Annotated in this window: 15 protein-coding genes; 9 read left to right on the forward strand and 6 right to left on the reverse strand. The window is 71.1% G+C overall.

The window, feature by feature from the left end:
- Positions 1 to 93: 93 nt before the first annotated feature.
- Both ACFVS9_RS15485 and ACFVS9_RS15490 read left to right on the forward strand, forming a co-directional pair.
- Positions 94 to 648, forward strand: coding sequence for a DinB family protein (locus ACFVS9_RS15485; protein WP_383114438.1), 555 nt, complete (start codon positions 94 to 96; stop codon positions 646 to 648).
- 17 nt (positions 649 to 665) lie between these two features.
- Entirely contained in the window at positions 666 to 1,307 is a 642-nt protein-coding gene (locus ACFVS9_RS15490; RefSeq protein ID WP_389932521.1) for a PadR family transcriptional regulator, read from the forward strand.
- Positions 1,308 to 1,479: 172 nt separating this feature from the next.
- Here ACFVS9_RS15490 and ACFVS9_RS15495 read toward each other — a convergent pair whose 3' ends face one another.
- From ACFVS9_RS15495 to ACFVS9_RS15505, 3 genes are all read right to left on the reverse strand, one after another.
- Entirely contained in the window at positions 1,480 to 2,904 is a 1,425-nt protein-coding gene (locus tag ACFVS9_RS15495) for a glutamate decarboxylase (RefSeq protein WP_389932524.1), read from the reverse strand.
- Between the two features lie 15 nt (positions 2,905 to 2,919).
- The gene (gene wrbA / locus ACFVS9_RS15500) at positions 2,920 to 3,543 is read right to left on the reverse strand and encodes an NAD(P)H:quinone oxidoreductase (RefSeq protein ID WP_389932527.1); all 624 of its coding nucleotides are present in this window, start codon (positions 3,541 to 3,543) and stop codon (positions 2,920 to 2,922) included.
- Positions 3,544 to 3,617: 74 nt separating this feature from the next.
- Positions 3,618 to 3,983, reverse strand: a complete 366-nt coding sequence (locus tag ACFVS9_RS15505) for a YbjQ family protein (protein WP_383114442.1) — start codon at positions 3,981 to 3,983, stop codon at positions 3,618 to 3,620.
- A gap of 149 nt (positions 3,984 to 4,132) precedes the next feature.
- Between ACFVS9_RS15505 and ACFVS9_RS15510 the strand changes: the two genes are divergently transcribed.
- The gene (locus tag ACFVS9_RS15510) at positions 4,133 to 5,542 is read left to right on the forward strand and encodes a DedA family protein (RefSeq protein ID WP_389932530.1); all 1,410 of its coding nucleotides are present in this window, start codon (positions 4,133 to 4,135) and stop codon (positions 5,540 to 5,542) included.
- A 60-nt stretch (positions 5,543 to 5,602) separates the two neighbouring features.
- Here the strand turns inward: ACFVS9_RS15510 and ACFVS9_RS15515 are convergent, their stop codons facing one another.
- The gene (locus ACFVS9_RS15515) at positions 5,603 to 7,297 is read right to left on the reverse strand and encodes a threonine/serine exporter ThrE family protein (protein ID WP_389932533.1); all 1,695 of its coding nucleotides are present in this window, start codon (positions 7,295 to 7,297) and stop codon (positions 5,603 to 5,605) included.
- A gap of 197 nt (positions 7,298 to 7,494) precedes the next feature.
- Positions 7,495 to 7,989 carry an inorganic diphosphatase gene (locus ACFVS9_RS15520; protein WP_145809691.1) on the reverse strand — a complete coding sequence of 165 codons (495 nt, stop codon included), beginning with the start codon at positions 7,987 to 7,989 and terminating at the stop codon, positions 7,495 to 7,497.
- Positions 7,990 to 8,075: 86 nt separating this feature from the next.
- Between ACFVS9_RS15520 and dacB the strand changes: the two genes are divergently transcribed.
- From dacB to folE, 6 genes are all read left to right on the forward strand, one after another.
- Positions 8,076 to 9,560: a D-alanyl-D-alanine carboxypeptidase/D-alanyl-D-alanine-endopeptidase gene (dacB, locus tag ACFVS9_RS15525; protein WP_389932536.1), complete on the forward strand. Its 1,485-nt coding sequence runs from the start codon at positions 8,076 to 8,078 to the stop codon at positions 9,558 to 9,560.
- A gap of 48 nt (positions 9,561 to 9,608) precedes the next feature.
- A complete protein-coding gene (locus tag ACFVS9_RS15530; RefSeq protein ID WP_383115550.1) occupies positions 9,609 to 10,751 on the forward strand; it encodes a zinc-dependent metalloprotease in 1,143 nt (380 codons plus the stop codon).
- Between the two features lie 188 nt (positions 10,752 to 10,939).
- Entirely contained in the window at positions 10,940 to 12,013 is a 1,074-nt protein-coding gene (gene tilS, locus ACFVS9_RS15535; protein ID WP_389932540.1) for a tRNA lysidine(34) synthetase TilS, read from the forward strand.
- Between the two features lie 99 nt (positions 12,014 to 12,112).
- A complete protein-coding gene (gene hpt / locus ACFVS9_RS15540) occupies positions 12,113 to 12,652 on the forward strand; it encodes a hypoxanthine phosphoribosyltransferase (RefSeq protein WP_014155504.1) in 540 nt (179 codons plus the stop codon).
- 210 nt (positions 12,653 to 12,862) lie between these two features.
- A complete protein-coding gene (ftsH, locus tag ACFVS9_RS15545; RefSeq protein WP_383115552.1) occupies positions 12,863 to 14,911 on the forward strand; it encodes an ATP-dependent zinc metalloprotease FtsH in 2,049 nt (682 codons plus the stop codon).
- A 183-nt stretch (positions 14,912 to 15,094) separates the two neighbouring features.
- Positions 15,095 to 15,700 (forward strand): GTP cyclohydrolase I FolE, encoded by a 606-nt coding sequence (gene folE / locus ACFVS9_RS15550; RefSeq protein WP_383115553.1) that lies wholly within the window; start codon positions 15,095 to 15,097, stop codon positions 15,698 to 15,700.
- Positions 15,701 to 16,463: 763 nt separating this feature from the next.
- Here the strand turns inward: folE and ACFVS9_RS15555 are convergent.
- Positions 16,464 to 16,949, reverse strand: coding sequence for a DUF3180 domain-containing protein (locus ACFVS9_RS15555; RefSeq protein ID WP_389932544.1), 486 nt, complete (start codon positions 16,947 to 16,949; stop codon positions 16,464 to 16,466).
- Between the last annotated feature and the right edge of the window lie 3 nt (positions 16,950 to 16,952).

A 16,952-nucleotide genomic window follows, 5' to 3' on the forward strand; every position in this document is an offset into this window, starting at 1 on the left:
GGCGGGAACGAGGACGGAATCCGACCTGATGGATCGGTACGTTGACGGCGCAGGAAGGCAAGCGCAGTCACGTACCACCGAAAGAAGCACATCATGGTCACCCACGTTCCCTCAGAGGCTCCCGGCGACGAGCGCGGCGCACTCCTCGCCTTCGTCGAGGCGCAGCGCGGTGCGGTCCGGCGCTCGGTCCTCGGCCTCACGGAGGAACAGGCCGCGAGCCGTCCCGGGGTCAGCGAACTCACCCTCTCCGGACTGCTCAAGCACGTCGCCGAGACCGAGCTGAACTGGCTGCGGATGGCCCAGCAGCGTCCGAACGAGAGGGCACGGACCGCCGAGAACCGGGGCGACAGCTTCCGGCTCCTCGACGGGGAGACGATCCCGCAGACGCTGGAGTTCTGGGCGAAGACCGCCGCCGAGACGGAGTCCTTCATCCGGTACGACGTCGAGAGCATGGACGACACCTTCCCGCTGCCCCCGGCGCCCTGGTTCCCCGAGGACGAACGCTGCTCCATGCGCTGGCTGCTGGTCCATCTCGTCGAGGAGACCGGCCGCCACGCGGGGCACGCCGACATGCTGCGGGAGATGCTGGACGGCAGGAAGGCCCTCGATCTGGTGGCCGAGGAGGCGGGCTACTCTGGTCGGGGTTGAGTGCAAGGGTGGGTGGTATGTCGGCGATCCGTCTCCTGGTCCTGGGCGCTGTGCGCCAGCACGGCCGCGCACACGGCTACCAGGTGCGCAACGACCTGGAGTACTGGGGGGCCCACGAGTGGTCCAACGCCAAGCCCGGATCGATCTACCACGCGCTCAAGCAGATGGCCAAGCAGGGGCTGCTCCTCGCCCATGAGGTCGCCCCGTCCACTGCCGGCGGCCCGCCCCGCACCGAGTACGAGATCACCGGCCGGGGCACCGAGGAGTTCTTCACCCTGCTGCGGGCCTCGCTGACCTCGTACGACCAGAGCGTGGACGTGCTCTCGGCCGGCATCGGTTTCATCGTCGACCTGGAGCGGGACGAGGCGGTGGCCCTGCTGCGGGAGCGTGTCGCGGCCATCGAGGGCTGGCGGGCCACGGTCGCCGGGCATTACACGCCGTCGGAGGGCCCGGAGTCCCTGGGGCACATCGGCGAGATCATGAACATGTGGGTCCACTCGGCGGACGCGGGTGCCGAGTGGACGCGCGGCCTGATCGCGCGCATCGAGGCGGGGGCCTACACCTTCGCGGGCGAGGGCGCCCCCTTCGTCGGGGTGCTCGCCGAGGGCCGGAAGAACCCCTACGCCACCGGAGTCCCCGGCCGCGGGGACGACGGCTGACCCCGTGCGACGCACGGGTGGCGCCGGTACGCGGCCCCTCCGGCGGCCCGGGAGAGGACCCGGACCGCCGAACGTCCGTCACGCGTCGGGCCGGTGGGGTTCGCTGCGGCGTCGTCCGCCGGAAAGGAACGGGGACGTGCCCCCTCCCGGCCGCCGGAGCCCCGTCGGGTGCTCAGTGGTGGAAGGCCGTCTGGACCCCGGGATCCCGGTTCAACGGATGCGGCTGTGATCGGAGTTCCGGCAGCAGGGTGCGCAGGTCGTCCAGCAGCAGCTCCGCGAGGTCCGAGGAGAAGCCGTTGCGGCAGACGACCCGCAGCACCGAGAGGTCCTGGCGGTTGGCGGGGAACGTGTACGCGGGCACCAGCCAGCCGCGCTCGCGCAGCCGCCTCGACACGTCGAAGACGTCGTACGCCTTCACCTCGGGTTTCGTCGTCACGGCGAACACCGGGAGTTCGTCGCCCCGGGTCAGCAGCCGGAAGTCGTCCAGGGCCTCGAACTCCGTGGCCAGCCGGCGTGCGATGTCCCGGGACGCCTGCTGCACGGCCCGGTAGCCCTCCCGGCCCAGCCGCAGGAAGGTGTAGTACTGCGCCACCACCTGCGCGCCGGGCCGGGAGAAGTTCAGCGCGAAGGTCGGCATGTCGCCGCCGAGGTAGTTGACCCGGAAGACCAGTTCCTCCGGCAGCTCGGCCGGCGAACGCCACAGTGCCCAGCCGACGCCCGGGTAGACCAGCCCGTACTTGTGCCCCGAGGTGTTGATCGAGGACACCCGGGGCAGCCGGAAGTCCCAGACCAGGTCCTCGTCGAGGAACGGGGCGATCATCGCCCCGGACGCCCCGTCCACGTGGACCGGGATGTCGAGGCCCGTGCGCTCCTGGAGGTCGTCGAGCGCGGCGCAGAGATCGGCGATCGGCTCGTAGGACCCGTCGAAGGTGGAGCCGAGGATCCCGATCACCCCGATGGTGTTCTCGTCGCACAGCTCGGCGGCCGCCTGCGGGTCCAGATGGAAGCGCTCACCGTCCATCGGGACCTGGCGCGGCTCGATCTCCCAGAACGTGCAGAACTTCTCCCAGCAGACCTGCACGTTGACGCCCATCACCAGATTGGGCCGCGCCGTCGCCGGATAGCGGTCGCCGTTCCGGGACGACCAGCGCCGCTTGAGCGCCATGCCCGCCAGCATGCAGGCCTCGCTGGAACCCGTGGTCGAGCAGCCCACCGTGGTCGTGGGGTCGGGCGCGTTCCAGAGATCGGCGAGCATGGCCACGCAGCGCCGCTCCAGTTCGGCGGTGCGCGGGTACTCGTCCTTGTCGATCATGTTCTTGTCCCGGCACTCGCTCATCAGCACACCGGCCTGGGGCTCCATCCAGGTGGTGACGAAGGTGGCGAGGTTGAGCCGGGAGTTCCCGTCGAGCATCAGCTCGTCGTGGACGAGCCGGTAGGCGGTCGACGGCGGCAGCGGGCCGTCCGGGAGCCGGTGCGTGGGCGGCGCCGCGACCATCGGGGCGGTCGGGTCGGCCTCGCCGAAGAACGGGTTGAGCGCCAGCCTGCGGTGCTCCTCGGACGGTGCCGGTTTGCCGTGCCGTCCCTGGTGCAGTGCCATCGGTGAGCCGTCCCCTCAGTTCTCTGCCGCGAGTCCGGCCTTGATGGCCCGGGTGAACTTCACGACGCGCTCGGCCTGGACCCGCGCGGCGGTCAGGGTCTGCTCGGCGACCGGGATGTCGCCCTGCCCCGAGACGTGGGAGGTGCCGTAGGGATTGCCGTCGACGAACTTCGAGGCGTCGGTGTAGCCCGGGGGGACCAGGATGCCGCCGAAGTGGTAGATCGTGTTGTACAGGGCCAGCAGGGTGGACTCCTGGCCGCCGTGGGTGGTGCTGCTCGCGGTGAATCCGCTGTACACCTTGTCGGCGAGCCGGCCCTCCTGCCAGAGGCCGCCCAGGGTGTCCAGGAACTGCTTGAGCTGGGCGGTGACGTTGCCGTACCGGGTGGGCGTGCCGAAGATGACCGCGTCCGCCCAGACCATGTCGTCCTGCACGACCTCCGGAATGCCGGCGGTCGCCCTGGCGTGTTCGGCCCAGGCCGGATTGGAGTCGATCGCCGCCTGGGGGGCGAGCTCGGGCACCTTGCGCAGGCGTACCTGCGCGCCCGCGCTCTCGGCGTCCCCGGCGACGGCCTTGGCGATCGTGGAGACGGTGCCGGTGGAGGAGTAGTAGATGACGGCGACGTTGACGGACGTGGGCATGGGGGACCTCCGGGACGTGGACGCGGGGCGGACTGCGGGGGAGCCGTGAGGCCGGGGGAGAGGGGGCGTGCGGATCAGGTGGCGCTGATGACCGCGGCCGTTCCGTAGGCGCAGACCTCGGTGCCCACGTCCGCCGCCTCGCTCACGTCGAACCGCATCATCAGCACCGCGTTCGCGCCACGCGCCCTGGCCTGGTCGACGAGCCGCTCCATCGCCTGGTTGCGGGTCTCGACCAGGGTCTTGGTGAGCCCCTTGAGCTCGCCGCCGATCATCGACTTCAGGCCCGCGCCGATCTGGCTGCCGAGGTGGCGGGAGCGGACCGTGAGTCCGAACACCTCGCCGATGACCTCGGTCACCCGGTAGCCGGGAACGTCGTTCGTGGTGACGACCAGGACGTCAGCCCGGGGCGTCTGACCGCCGCCGTAGTCCTCAATGCCCATGATGTGGCACCTCCTGCGGAAAGCTTTGCCCCGGTTCGTGCCGTGCGCATCCTCGCTTACGCCAGTGGAACCCAGGGATCCGCTGCGGCGTTGATAGCTTGGGGCGGCCACGCAGCCGCGCACATCGACCAACCCTGGAGCCCGGACCCTTGAATACGCTTGCGCTCGGCCCGAGCTGGCTGGACCCGGATTACCTTCTCAACACCTTCGGGCTGCCCGGCCTCCTGCTCATCGTGTTCGCCGAGTCCGGACTGCTGATCGGGTTCTTCCTGCCCGGCGACTCCCTGTTGTTCACCACGGGCCTCCTGGTGACGACCGGCGACCTCAAGTACCCCCTGTGGCTGGTCTGTGTCCTGGTCGCCCTCGCGGCGATCATCGGCGACCAGGTCGGCTACCTCTTCGGCCGCAAGGTGGGCCCGGCCCTCTTCAAGCGCCCGGACTCCCGGCTCTTCAAGCAGGAGAACGTCGAGAAGGCCCACGAGTTCTTCGAGAAGTACGGTCCGAAGTCCCTGGTGCTGGCCCGCTTCGTGCCCATCGTCCGGACGTTCACGCCGATCATCGCCGGTGTGAGCCGGATGGACTACCGCTCGTTCATCACGTTCAACATCATCGGCGGCATCCTCTGGGGCGTCGGTGTGACGCTGCTCGGCGCGGCTCTCGGCAAGATCGACTTCGTGCACGAGAACATCGAGATGATCCTCATCCTGATCGTGCTGATCTCCGTGGTGCCGATCGTGATCGAGTTCCTGCGCGCCCGCAGCAGGTCGAAGAAGGAAGCCCGCCTGCAGGCGGACGGCCACGGTCCCGAGGACGGCGGTCCCGACGCCGGCCCCCGGGGCGGAGCGGGACACGACGGCCAGGGCCCGGCCGCCCACCAGTACACGGGCGACCAGGCTGCCCCGTACGGCGGCGCCCAGTACGGCAGCCAGTACGGCACGGGCCAGGCGGCCCCGTACGGCGGCCAGGACGCCCCGTACGGCGACGGACGGCCGGGTCAGTACGGCGCCCAGGAAGGCGGTCAGTACGGCGGCGGTCAGGGCGCCCAGTACGGCGGCCAGGGTCCCCAGCAGTACGACGGTGGCCAGTACGGCCAGCAGGGTGGCGGTCAGTACGGCGCTCAGCAGGGCGGTGGCCAGTACGGCGCCCAGCAGGGTGGCGGCCAGTACGGCGCTCAGCAGGGCGGCGGTCAGTACGGCGCCGCCGACCAGGGCGGTCAGTACGGCGGTCAGGGCCAGTACGGCGGCGGCCAGGGCGCCCCGTACGGTGCCGCGCAGGGCGCCCCGTACGGTGGCGGTCAGTACGGCTCGGACCAGGGCGGTTCGTACGGCCCCGGCCAGGCCGGCCCGTACGGCGGCGGCCCCTCGTACGGCGCCGCGGACCAGAACGGTCAGTACAACGGCGGGCAGGGCCAGTACGGCGGCCAGCAGGCCGGTCAGTACGGCGGCCAGGGCCAGTACGGCAGCGACCAGGGCGGCCGGTACGGCGCCCGGCCCGCGCCCCGTCCGGCCGAGGGCCAGGAGGACGACCCGGGCCAGTACGGGTGGCAGGACAGGCGCTGACCCCACGCGCACGCCGACGGCGCCCCGGTCCCCTCAGGGGGCCGGGGCGCCGTCCGTGGGTCAGAAGCCTCTGGTCCGCTTGGCCGCCCGGCGGGACGGGCCCTCGACGGCGCCCGGCACCCGCATGAACAGCCGGGAGATCTCGCTCCCCAGATTGACCCCGATGGCGATGGCGAGCGCCGTGGCGACAGCGGTGAAGAGCGAGGTGAGTCCGGCGTCGACCTCGTTCTGGGCCACGCCGAGCAGACCGAAGTAGGTCGCCGAACCGGGCAGCAGCGGGCCGATCGCCGCCGTGATGTAGGGCAGCGACGAGGTGTAGCGGTAGCGCGAGAACAGCTGGCCGAACAGCCCCACCAGGCCGGCCGCGACCGCCGTCGCCGCCACCGGGGAGATGCCCCCGGTCCGGGCCATCGCCCCGTAGATGACCCAGGCCACCCCGCCGTTGAGGGTCACGGCCAGCACAGTGGAACGTTCCTGCTGGAGCAGGATGGCGAAGGCCAGCGTGAGGGCCATCGAGGCGAGGATCTGGAGCACCGGCCGGTCGTTGGGCACGAACCGGGCCTCCGGGTTGAGCTGCGCGCCGAGCTGGACGCCCAGGTAGAGCATCAGCAGCACGCCCGCCACGATCCCGATGAAGAAGTACATGACCTCCAGGAGCCGGGCCCCCGCGGTGATGTAGTAGCCGGTCAGGCCGTCCTGCACCCCGGCGACGAGGGCTCGTCCCGGCAGCAGCGCGAAGAGTCCACCGGTGATGACGGCGGAGGGCCGCACATCGGTCGAATGGGTGAGCGTCAGCGCGATGCCCATCGCGGCCGGCGGCATGGCCGCGGCCGTGAACTGGTAGAACTCGGGCAGCCCGCGCCCGGCGCAGAGCCAGGCCAGCCGGTCCCCGAGCATCGCGCCCGCCGCCGCCACGACGAAGACCAGCACCCCGCCGCCGACCAGCACCGAAGCGGAGCCGGCGAGGAGACCGGCGGCGGACGTCAGCACCCAGCCCGGGTAGGGGTGCCGGTTGCGGCGGATCTCGGCGAGACGCCGGTAGGCCTCCTCCAGCGAGACCTCGACGTGCTCCGCCGTGGTGATGTCGTCGATCAGCCGGAACACGGCCGCCAGCCGGGTGTAGTCGGTACCCCGACGGCGTACGGTGCGGCTCGCCGTCACGGGGTCGTCGACCAGCGACGGCTGGTGCGAGATGGACAGCAGCGTGAAGGTGACGGTCGGCTCGCAGCGGTCCAGCCCGTACGAACGCGACACCGCGAACATGGCCGCCTCGACGTCCTCGGCGCCCTCACCGCCGGCGAGCAGCAGCTCACCGATGCGGAGCGTCAGGTCGAGCACACGGGGGACGGCGGGTCCCGAGTCGTCGGTCTTCTGCACGCTCTCGGGTGCCGGACGCTCGAACACCGGCATCCGCAGCATCGTGCGCATCCGGTCCTGCCAAGGGGCCTCCTTGGTCAGCCGGACCATCGGAATGCCGTGCGCCGGGGTGAACGCGGGCGGCTGGTGCTGCGCGTTGTACCCGCTCGGCGGAACGAAGGCGGACGACAGATGCTCGCCGTTGGAACCGTTCCCCGGCCCGTCAGGGGCCCCCGAAGGGTCGGTGTGCAGACCGGCCGGAAGAGCGAATTCCGACGTGGGGTGGTCGTCCTCCTGGGGAGCCGCCGGCTGCTCCACGCCTGCGGGCGGGACGAAGGCGCTGCGCGCCTCGTCGGACTGGGGCTTCTGGTCCTCGGGACCGCCCTGTTCCGCCACCACTCGACCTCGTTCCTTCTCGACCGCCCGTCACGGGAGCGCTTCTGCCCAGTATGTGCACGGACATGGGCCACCACACGCGACGGGCGGCGCACCGGTGAAGGTGCGCCGCCCGTCGTCCGTACGGTCAGCTGGGCCGGTCGGCCCCGTGCGCCGCGATCCGCGCCGCCCCGCTCATGAGCGGGGCCGGGGGAACCGCGTCAGTGCGAGCCGCCCTGCGCCTCGAGGCGCTTGTAGGAGGCCTCGATCTCGGCCTCGGCCTCGGCGCGGCCGACCCAGTCGGCGCCCTCGACGGACTTGCCCGGCTCCAGGTCCTTGTAGACCTCGAAGAAGTGCTGGATCTCCAGGCGGTCGAACTCCGACACGTGGTGGATGTCGCGCAGGTGCTCCACCCGGGGGTCGGACGCCGGGACGCACAGCAGCTTGTCGTCGCCGCCGGCCTCGTCGGTCATCCGGAACATGCCGATGGCGCGGCACTTGATCAGGCATCCGGGGAAGGTCGGCTCGTCAAGGATGACCAGCGCGTCCAGCGGGTCGCCGTCCTCGCCGAGGGTGTTCTCGACGAAGCCGTAGTCGGCCGGGTAGCTGGTCGAGGTGAAGAGTCGACGGTCCAGGCGGATCCGACCGGTCTCGTGGTCCACCTCGTACTTGTTCCGCGAACCCTTCGGGATCTCGATGGTGACGTCGAACTCCACGGGTGGCTCCTCCATGATCAACACATACGACTGGTGGTTAAGTGTCCCTCACGCAGACGAGTGCTCGCGAAAGGGGCTGGTCGACGGTGGCCGAGCCGGTGGAGAGACCGACGGACGAACCGTTGAACAGGTGGAACAGGTGGCGGGTCCCGAAGTTCCTGGAGCGGGGGAGCGACCCTGACGGTCTCCGGCTCGCCGCAGGCTCCGCGGTGCTCGGCCTGGTGGTCGCCGCCGGCGCCGTACTGGCCACCGGTCCCTGGGACTCCGGTCAGCGTAAGGCCGAGCGGGACCGGGCGGCCGTGCAGCAGCGCGCAGGTGGCGCACATCACGAGGGGACGGCGCCCGACGGGCCGCAGGCCGCTCCCAGCGCGCCCCCCGTCCTGAACGCGCTCGGCGCCACCGACGGCCGTCCGGCCGCAGCGGGCGCGGGCGGCCTGAAGACCGCTCTCACCCCTTTGCTGGACGTGCCGGCCCTGGGCTCCGTACGCACCGCCGTGGTCCTCGACGCGGCCACCGGCGAGCAGCTGTACGCGCGCGGCGCGACGACCCCCATGACCCCCGCCTCCACGGTGAAGATCGCCACGGCCGCCGCCGCGCTCTCCGCGCTCGGCCCCGACCACCGCATCGCGACGACGGTGGCGCTCTCCCCGGACTCCCGGACGCTCACCCTCGTCGGCGGCGGCGATCCCACCCTGGACAAGGCGGCCCTGCGCGCCCTGGCCGCCGAGACGGCGCGCGCCCTGCGCGACGGCGGCACCGGGCCCGTCCGCCTGACGTACGACACCTCGCGCTACTCCGGGCCCGCGCTCCACCCCATCGGCCCCAACGAGAACATCGCGCCCGTCAGCGCGCTCATGGCCGACGAGGGCCGCCTGGACAGGAGCGACCGGGGACCCGCCCCCCGTACGGACGACCCGGCGGGTGACGCCGCGCGCACCTTCGCCGGTCTCCTGGGCGACGCGGGTGCCGCCGTCCGGGCGGCCCCCGCGTCCGGGAGGACCGCGGCCGGTTCCCGGACGGTGGCGACCCATCTGTCGGAGCCGCTCTCCGCGCTGGTCGAGCGGGCCCTGACCAACAGCGACAACGACATCGCCGAGGCCCTGGCCCGGCAGACCGCGCTGAAGGCCGGGCAGCCGGGCTCCTTCGCCGGCGGCCGGAACGCCGTCACCGCCCGGTTGAAGGCCCTGGGCCTGCCGCTGGCCGGAGCCCGGTTCGCGGACGGCAGCGGTCTGGACCGCGCGGACAAGGTGACGGCGGGTCTCCTGGCCCGGCTGCTGGCGCTCGCCGCCGGACCCGACCACCCGGAGCTCCGCCCCGTCCTCACCGGCCTCCCGGTCGCCGGATTCAGCGGCACGCTCGGGGACCGCTACGACGCGACGTCCCCGGCGACGGGCCTGATCAGGGCCAAGACGGGCACCCTCACCGGGGTGAACAGCCTCGCGGGGACCGCGGTCGACGCCCGGGGCAGACTCCTCGCCTTCGCCTTCCTGGCCTCGGGCACCACTTCCCCGGACGCGGCGGAGGACTCGCTGGACACCCTGGCCACCGCTCTCACCCGGGGCGCCGGGTGAGAGGCTGACACCCCACCACGGAGCGACCACCTCACGTACGGTTGACGCATGACGAGCATCGGTGGTGCCGAGATGGTCGACTGGAATCTCGCGGTCGCGACCGCGACCCGCCTCGTGCGGCCGGGTCCCGAGATCAGCCGCGAGGAGGCCCGGGCCGTCGTCGCGGAGCTCCGCAGGCACGCCAAGGCCTCGGAGGAGCACGTCCGTTCGTTCACCCGGATGATTCCGGAGGGACACGAACCCGAGGACACCCCGGTCCTGGTCGTCGACCGGGCCGGATGGATCAGGGCGAACGTCGCGGGCTTCCGTGAGCTGCTGCGTCCGCTGCTCGGGAAGATGCAGGACCGCCGGGGCGGCGGTCCGGGCAACGCCGTGCTGGGCGCGGTCGGCGGCAAGGTGACCGGCGTCGAGCTGGGCATGCTCCTGTCGTTCCTGTCGTCCCGGGTCCTCGGACAGTACGAGACCTTCGCCCCCGCCTCCCGGGAACTGCCCGCGTCGGCCAAGGGTGGCGGCAGGCTGCTGCTGGTGGCCCCGAACATCGTCCACGTCGAACGCGAACTGGAGGTCGACCCGCACGACTTCCGGCTCTGGGTGGCCCTCCACGAGGAGACGCACCGCACCCAGTTCACCGGTGTCCCCTGGCTCCGCGACCACTTGCAGGGCGAAATCCAGTCGTTCCTCGACGAGACCGACGTCGACCCGATGACCATGCTCGAACGCCTCCGTGAGGCCGCGCAGGCGTTCTCGGGCGGCAGCCGGCCCGAGGGCGAACAGGGCGAGGAGGGCGACGGCGGGCACAGCCTCGTCGAGATCGTCCAGACGCCCGCCCAGCGCGAGATCCTGGGCCGTCTCACCGCGGTGATGTCCCTGCTGGAGGGGCACGCGGACTTCGTGATGGACGGGGTGGGCCCCGACGTGGTCGCCTCCGTCGCGGAGATCCGGGAGAAGTTCCAGCGCCGCAGGGCACGCGGCGCGAGCCGGCTGGACCTCGCGCTGCGCAAGCTCCTGGGGCTGGACGCCAAGCTGCGGCAGTACCGCGACGGTGAGAAGTTCGTGCGGGCCGTGGTGGACGAGGTCGGTATGGACGGGTTCAACCGGGTGTGGACCTCCCCCAACACCCTTCCCACCAAAGCCGAGATCGCCGCTCCGGCGGACTGGGTGGCGCGGGTGCACCGTAAGGCAGATTCGTGATCTTGGCCGGTCCGGTGGCGGAAGATTGCCTCCCCAATCACCCATCCGAGGGACCGTAGGGGCATGGGAAGGCGTGCAATGCTCGGTGAACGGCTTTGCTCTGTCACCATCGACGCACTCTGAGTGACGGGACCCGTTCCCGCGCGCTCCGAGGCACCCCCCAAAACTTCACCCGAAGGGCACCGGACATGGGTCCCCATCCTGCGGTCGCGGCGATACGCCTGGCGGTCCGCCGCGTACTCCACGACGTCGTCACCGAACACCACCGTCAGACCGAACAGGCGGGACACGCCGAGTTCGCCGAAGCCGGGGCGGGAGGGCGGCGTTCCGCGCTTCCCGAACGGCCGGACACCCCGCTGGTGCTCGTCGCCTGCTCCGGGGGCGCCGACTCCATGGCTCTCGCCTCCGCCCTCGCCTTCGAGGCGCGCAAGCTGCCCGTCCGCGCCGGCGGCATCACCGTCGACCACAACCTCCAGCCGGGCTCCGGCCTCCGCGCGGACGAGGTCGTCGCCCGGCTCGCCGAGATGCGCCTCGACCCGGTCGAGGCCGTCGCCGTGCGGGTCGGCCGTGACGGCGGTCCCGAGGCCGCCGCCCGCGACGCCCGCTACGCCGCTCTGGACGCCGCGGCCGAGCGCCACGGCGCCGCCGCCGTCCTCCTCGGCCACACCCGCGACGACCAGGCCGAGACCGTCCTGCTGGGCCTCGCCCGGGGATCCGGCATCCGCTCGCTCTCCGGGATGGCCGCCGCCTCCGGGCCGGCCGGCCGCTACCGCCGCCCCTTCCTCCAGCTCGACCGGCAGACCGCCCGCAAGGCCTGCCTGGTCCAGTCGATCCCCGTCTGGGACGACCCCCACAACATCGACCCCGCCTACACCCGCTCCCGGCTGCGCCACGAGGGCCTGCCCGCCCTGGAGAAGGCGCTGGGCAAGGGCGTCGTGGAGGCCCTCGCCCGGACGGCGCAGCTCTCCCGTGACGACGCCGACGCCCTCGACACCTGGGCCGCCGAGGCCGCCCGCTCGGTCCGCGACGACGCCGGCCGGCTGGAGTGCTCCAAGCTCTCCGTGCTGCCGCCCGCGGTACGCCGCCGGGTGCTGCGCAGGGCCGTGATCGACGCCGGGTCCCCGGCGGGTTCGCTCTTCGCCCGTCACATCGAGGAAGTCGACCGGCTCATCACCGGCTGGCGGGGCCAGGGCGCCATCAACCTGCCCGGCCGCGTCGAGGTGCGGCGGCAGGGTGGCAGACTGGTGATTCGGCAGAGCTGAAGCGCAAGCGGCTGACATGCAGGCGAAACGCCGGTCCGGCCCGGGGAACAGTCCGGGTCCGGCAGGGCAGAGAAAGAGACGCGGGTGAACGAGAAGGACATGGGCACCGACCTTCAGTCGGTGCTCCTCACCAAGGAAGAGATCGACGCGAAGCTCGTCGAGCTGGCAGCGAAGATCGACGCGGAGTACGCGGGCAAGGACCTGCTCATCGTCGGCGTGCTCAAGGGCGCGGTGATGGTCATGGCGGACCTGGCCCGTGCGCTGTCCACCCCCGTCACCATGGACTGGATGGCCGTCTCGTCGTACGGCGCGGGCACCCAGTCCTCGGGCGTCGTCCGGATCCTCAAGGACCTCGACACCGACATCAAGGGCAAGCACGTCCTGATCGTCGAGGACATCATCGACTCCGGTCTGACCCTGTCCTGGCTGCTGACCAACCTCGGCTCGCGCGAACCCGCGAGCCTCGAGGTCTGCACCCTGCTCCGCAAGCCGGATGCCGCAAAGGTCGCGATCGACGTGAAGTGGGTCGGCTTCGACATCCCCAACGAGTTCGTGGTCGGCTACGGGCTGGACTACGCGGAGAAGTACCGCAACCTCCCCTTCGTCGGTACGCTCGCCCCTCACGTCTACGGCGGCTGAGGCGACCGCCCCGACGGGACCCGGCCGAACCCGGCCGGACTCCTGGGAACCCTCGTGGTGTTCCCGCCGTTGGAGCCTTCGGAGACGGGTTTGTCAGACCTCCCCTGCGGTCACGGGTGACAATGCTGGGGTACCGTCCGAAGAACACTCTTTTCTCACAGCAGCATTTACCTACGGGCAGGAGGGACGGGGCGACTTCGCTCCGTATGGATGGACGTGAAGCGATACTTCCGTGGGCCGGTCATGTGGATCGTGCTGGCCGTCCTCGCCGTGGTCGTGTTGATGCAGGTCGTCGGCTCGTCCGGCGGCTACAAGACGGTGGACACCGGCAAGGTGATCCAGGCGATCAGCAAGAACCAGGTGCAGCAGGCCAAGCTGACCACCGGTGACGAACAGATCCTGAAGATCGAGCTGAAGGACAAGCAGAAGCTCCAGGGCGAGTCCGGCACCAAGTTCCAGGCGAGCTACATCGGCAACCAGGGTGTCGAGCTCGCCAACACACTGCAGCAGAAGTTCGAGAGCGGTGACATCGAGAAGGGTTACACCGTCTCGCCGTCGAAGCAGTCCCCGTTCGTCTCGATCCTTCTCTCGCTGCTGCCCTTCGTCCTGATCGTGGTCGTGTTCCTGTTTCTGATGAATCAGATGCAGGGCGGCGGCTCCAAGGTCATGCAGTTCGGCAAGTCCAAGGCCAAGCTGATCACCAAGGACACGCCGAAGACGACGTTCGCCGACGTGGCGGGCTCGGACGAGGCCGTCGAGGAACTGTACGAGATCAAGGAATTCCTCCAGGAGCCGGCGAAGTTCCAGGCCGTCGGCGCCAAGATCCCGAAGGGCGTCCTGCTGTACGGGCCGCCCGGTACGGGCAAGACGCTGCTCGCCCGCGCCGTCGCCGGCGAGGCGGGTGTCCCGTTCTACTCGATCTCCGGTTCCGACTTCGTCGAGATGTTCGTCGGTGTCGGTGCCTCCCGTGTGCGTGACCTCTTCGAGCAGGCCAAGGCGAACGCCCCGGCGATCGTCTTCGTCGACGAGATCGACGCCGTCGGACGCCACCGCGGCGCCGGCATGGGCGGCGGCCACGACGAGCGGGAGCAGACCCTCAACCAGCTGCTCGTCGAGATGGACGGCTTCGACGTGAAGGGCGGCGTCATCCTGATCGCCGCCACGAACCGCCCGGACATCCTGGACCCGGCGCTGCTGCGTCCCGGACGTTTCGACCGGCAGATCGCGGTCGACCGGCCGGACATGCAGGGCCGTCTCGAGATCCTCAAGGTGCACCAGAAGGGCAAGCCGGTCGCGGAGGACGTCGACCTCAACGCGGTCGCCCGTCGTACGCCCGGCTTCACCGGTGCCGACCTGTCGAACGTGCTGAACGAGGCGGCGCTCCTGACGGCGCGCAGCAACAAGAAGCTGATCGACAACCAGATGCTCGACGAGGCCATCGACCGCGTCGTGGCGGGCCCGCAGAAGCGGACCCGGATCATGTCCGAGAAGGAGAAGAAGATCACCGCGTACCACGAGGGCGGACACGCCCTGGTCGCGGCGGCCTCACCTCAGTCGGACCCGGTCCACAAGATCACGATCCTCTCCCGCGGCCGTGCCCTCGGTTACACGATGGTGCTCCCGGAGGAGGACAAGTACTCCACGACGCGCAACGAGATGCTCGACCAGCTGGCGTACATGCTGGGCGGGCGCGCGGCCGAGGAGCTGGTCTTCCACGACCCGACGACCGGTGCTGCGAACGACATCGAGAAGGCCACCGCCACGGCCCGCGCGATGGTCACGCAGTACGGCATGACCGAGCGCCTCGGTGCGATCAAGTTCGGTGGGGACAACACCGAGCCGTTCGTCGGCCGGGAGATGGGCCACCAGCGCGACTACTCGGAAGAGGTCGCGGCGCTCGTCGACGAAGAGGTCAAGAAGCTCATCGAGACCGCGCACAACGACGCGTGGGAGATCCTCGTCGAGAACCGCGACATCCTCGACGCCCTGGTCCTGGAGCTTCTCGAGAAGGAGACGCTCGGCAAGGAGCAGATCGCCGAGATCTTCGCCCCGATCGTGAAGCGCCCGGCTCGTCCGGCGTGGACCGGTTCCGCCCGGCGTACCCCGTCGACGCGTCCGCCCGTGCTCTCCCCCAAGGAGCTCGCCCTCACCAATGGTTCCGCCAACGGCTCGGGCACTCCGGAGATCGCTCCGACGGACTTGACGAAGAACAACGGCAACTCCACGGAAGCGCGTCCCGAGGACCGCCCCGAGAGCTAGCCCGCCCTGACCCGGTGTGTCCCCTGTCACGGGGGCTCCACCAGGCCCGGAATGGATGCCGCGCCCCCCAGGTTCTAGCCTGTGGGGGCGCGGCTTTTTCGTACGCCCGCGCTGTGCCTGCCGTGACTCGGTGAGGGCCGGGCGGGTCCGCGTATGTGACTGCACAGAGGAACGAGGCACAGAATGACCGACCCCGTGACGCTCGACGGGCAGGGCCCGATCGGCGTATTCGACGAGAAAAGGGCCGAGTCCGCCGTGCGGGAGCTCCTCATCGCGGTCGGGGAGGACCCGGACCGCGAGGGTCTGCGCGAGACGCCGGGGCGGGTGGCACGTGCGTACAAGGAGATATTCGCGGGCCTCTACCAGGAGCCCGAGGACGTCCTGACGACGACGTTCGACCTGGGTCACGACGAGATGGTGCTGGTCAAGGACATCGAGGTGTTCAGCACCTGTGAGCACCACCTGGTGCCGTTCCGCGGGGTCGCGCACGTGGGGTACATCCCGGCGACCAGCGGGAAGATCACGGGGCTCTCGAAGCTGGCCAGGCTGGTCGACGTGTACGCCCGGCGGCCCCAGGTCCAGGAGCGGCTCACCACGCAGATCGCCGAGTCCCTGATGTCGATCCTGGAACCGCGCGGGGTCATCGTGGTCGTGGAGTGCGAGCACATGTGCATGTCGATGCGGGGCATCCGCAAGCCCGGAGCCAAGACGCTCACGTCCGCGGTCCGCGGCCAGCTGCGCGACCCGGCCACGCGTGCCGAGGCGATGAGCCTCATCATGGCCCGCTAGCCGGACCTCTGCCGATCCCACCGCCTCCCGAGAAGCCGGGAGGCGGTGGGATCGCGCGGTGGGGGAGACCCTGGCGGCGGAAGCGGCCGGCGCGGCCGGATCCACCGAGGGCCGCTCGTGGGTGCCGGGTGCCGGGTGCCGGGTCAGCTCATGCTCCTGCGCTGTGTGGTCTGTCATCCGTGGCGGCCGACGCGTGGGTGGGCGCGCGGTACGGGCGGCCCCATGCGTTCCTTCCACGGGGCGGGTCCGAGGGGAGCGGGCCAGGGTCATGCCGGGCGTCGGCCTTCCTGTGGCCGCGTGTGTGCGCCTGGCCGAGGGGTGTCGTGTCGCCCGGTGGCGTGCGGCGGGTGTATCGCCCGACCTGGTGGCGGATGGACCGGACCGGGCGTTCTCAGGTCCAGGGGGCCGGCCGCCCAGCGGTCCAGGGGCACCCGGCCCGGCCCGGCTCGTTGCTGCCCTTGGCCCTGACGATGGCCGCGCAGGCGTGATCAGGGTCGCGGTGACCCGTTGGAGCCCGAAGCCCGAAGCCCGAAGCCCGAAGCCCGAAGCCCGAAGCCCGAAGCCCGAAGCCCGAAGCCCGAAGCCCGAAGCCCAGACGCCCCGGTGGCCCTGCGCATCCGGTCGGGTCTGCTCAGACCTCACGGTGTGATGCGGTTCGGCCGGGCCTTCGTCCGCGCGGTCCGAGCCGGCCTGCTTGCGGGGGCGTCCCTCGCGCGGTCCAGCTGCCGCGTCCATGACGGCGGGCAGGGACAGGGGCGGGCCCTCAGGCGGCCTGGGCGTTGTGCCGCTCGTCGTCCCCGTCGTCGGGAAGCTTGCAGACCCGTTCGAGGAAGAAGGCCGCGGCGATGACCGCGACGGCGGCCAGGACGGCGAAGCCCGCGTAGATGGCCTGGTCCCGCCGGGGCGGGATGTCGAGGGAGCCCAGCAGGAAGACGCCCGTGCCGCCGTACATTCCCGCGACGAGCGCGGCGACGAGCGCGCTGGCCTGGCCGAAGACCAGGGCGCGCGCCGCCATCATCGGTTCCACACCCTTCGCCCCGGGACGCCGCTCCCGCTGCGCGCGGAGCCGCGCGCGGATCGACAGGGCGGCGGCCAGCAGCACGACGGCGATCGCGGCCAGCACGATGGGCGCGGCGAGCGGCACGCTCGGCAGCGTCCCCAAGGCGTCCCAGAGGCGGGCCGCGCCCCAGGAGAGAACGCCGGCTCCGGCGAAGAGTCCGGCCAGGAGGCCGAGCCGTAGTTGCTTCACCGA

Origin of the sequence: Streptomyces sp. NPDC058008 (assembly GCF_042886395.1) — a bacterium.
GTDB lineage: Bacteria > Actinomycetota > Actinomycetes > Streptomycetales > Streptomycetaceae > Streptomyces.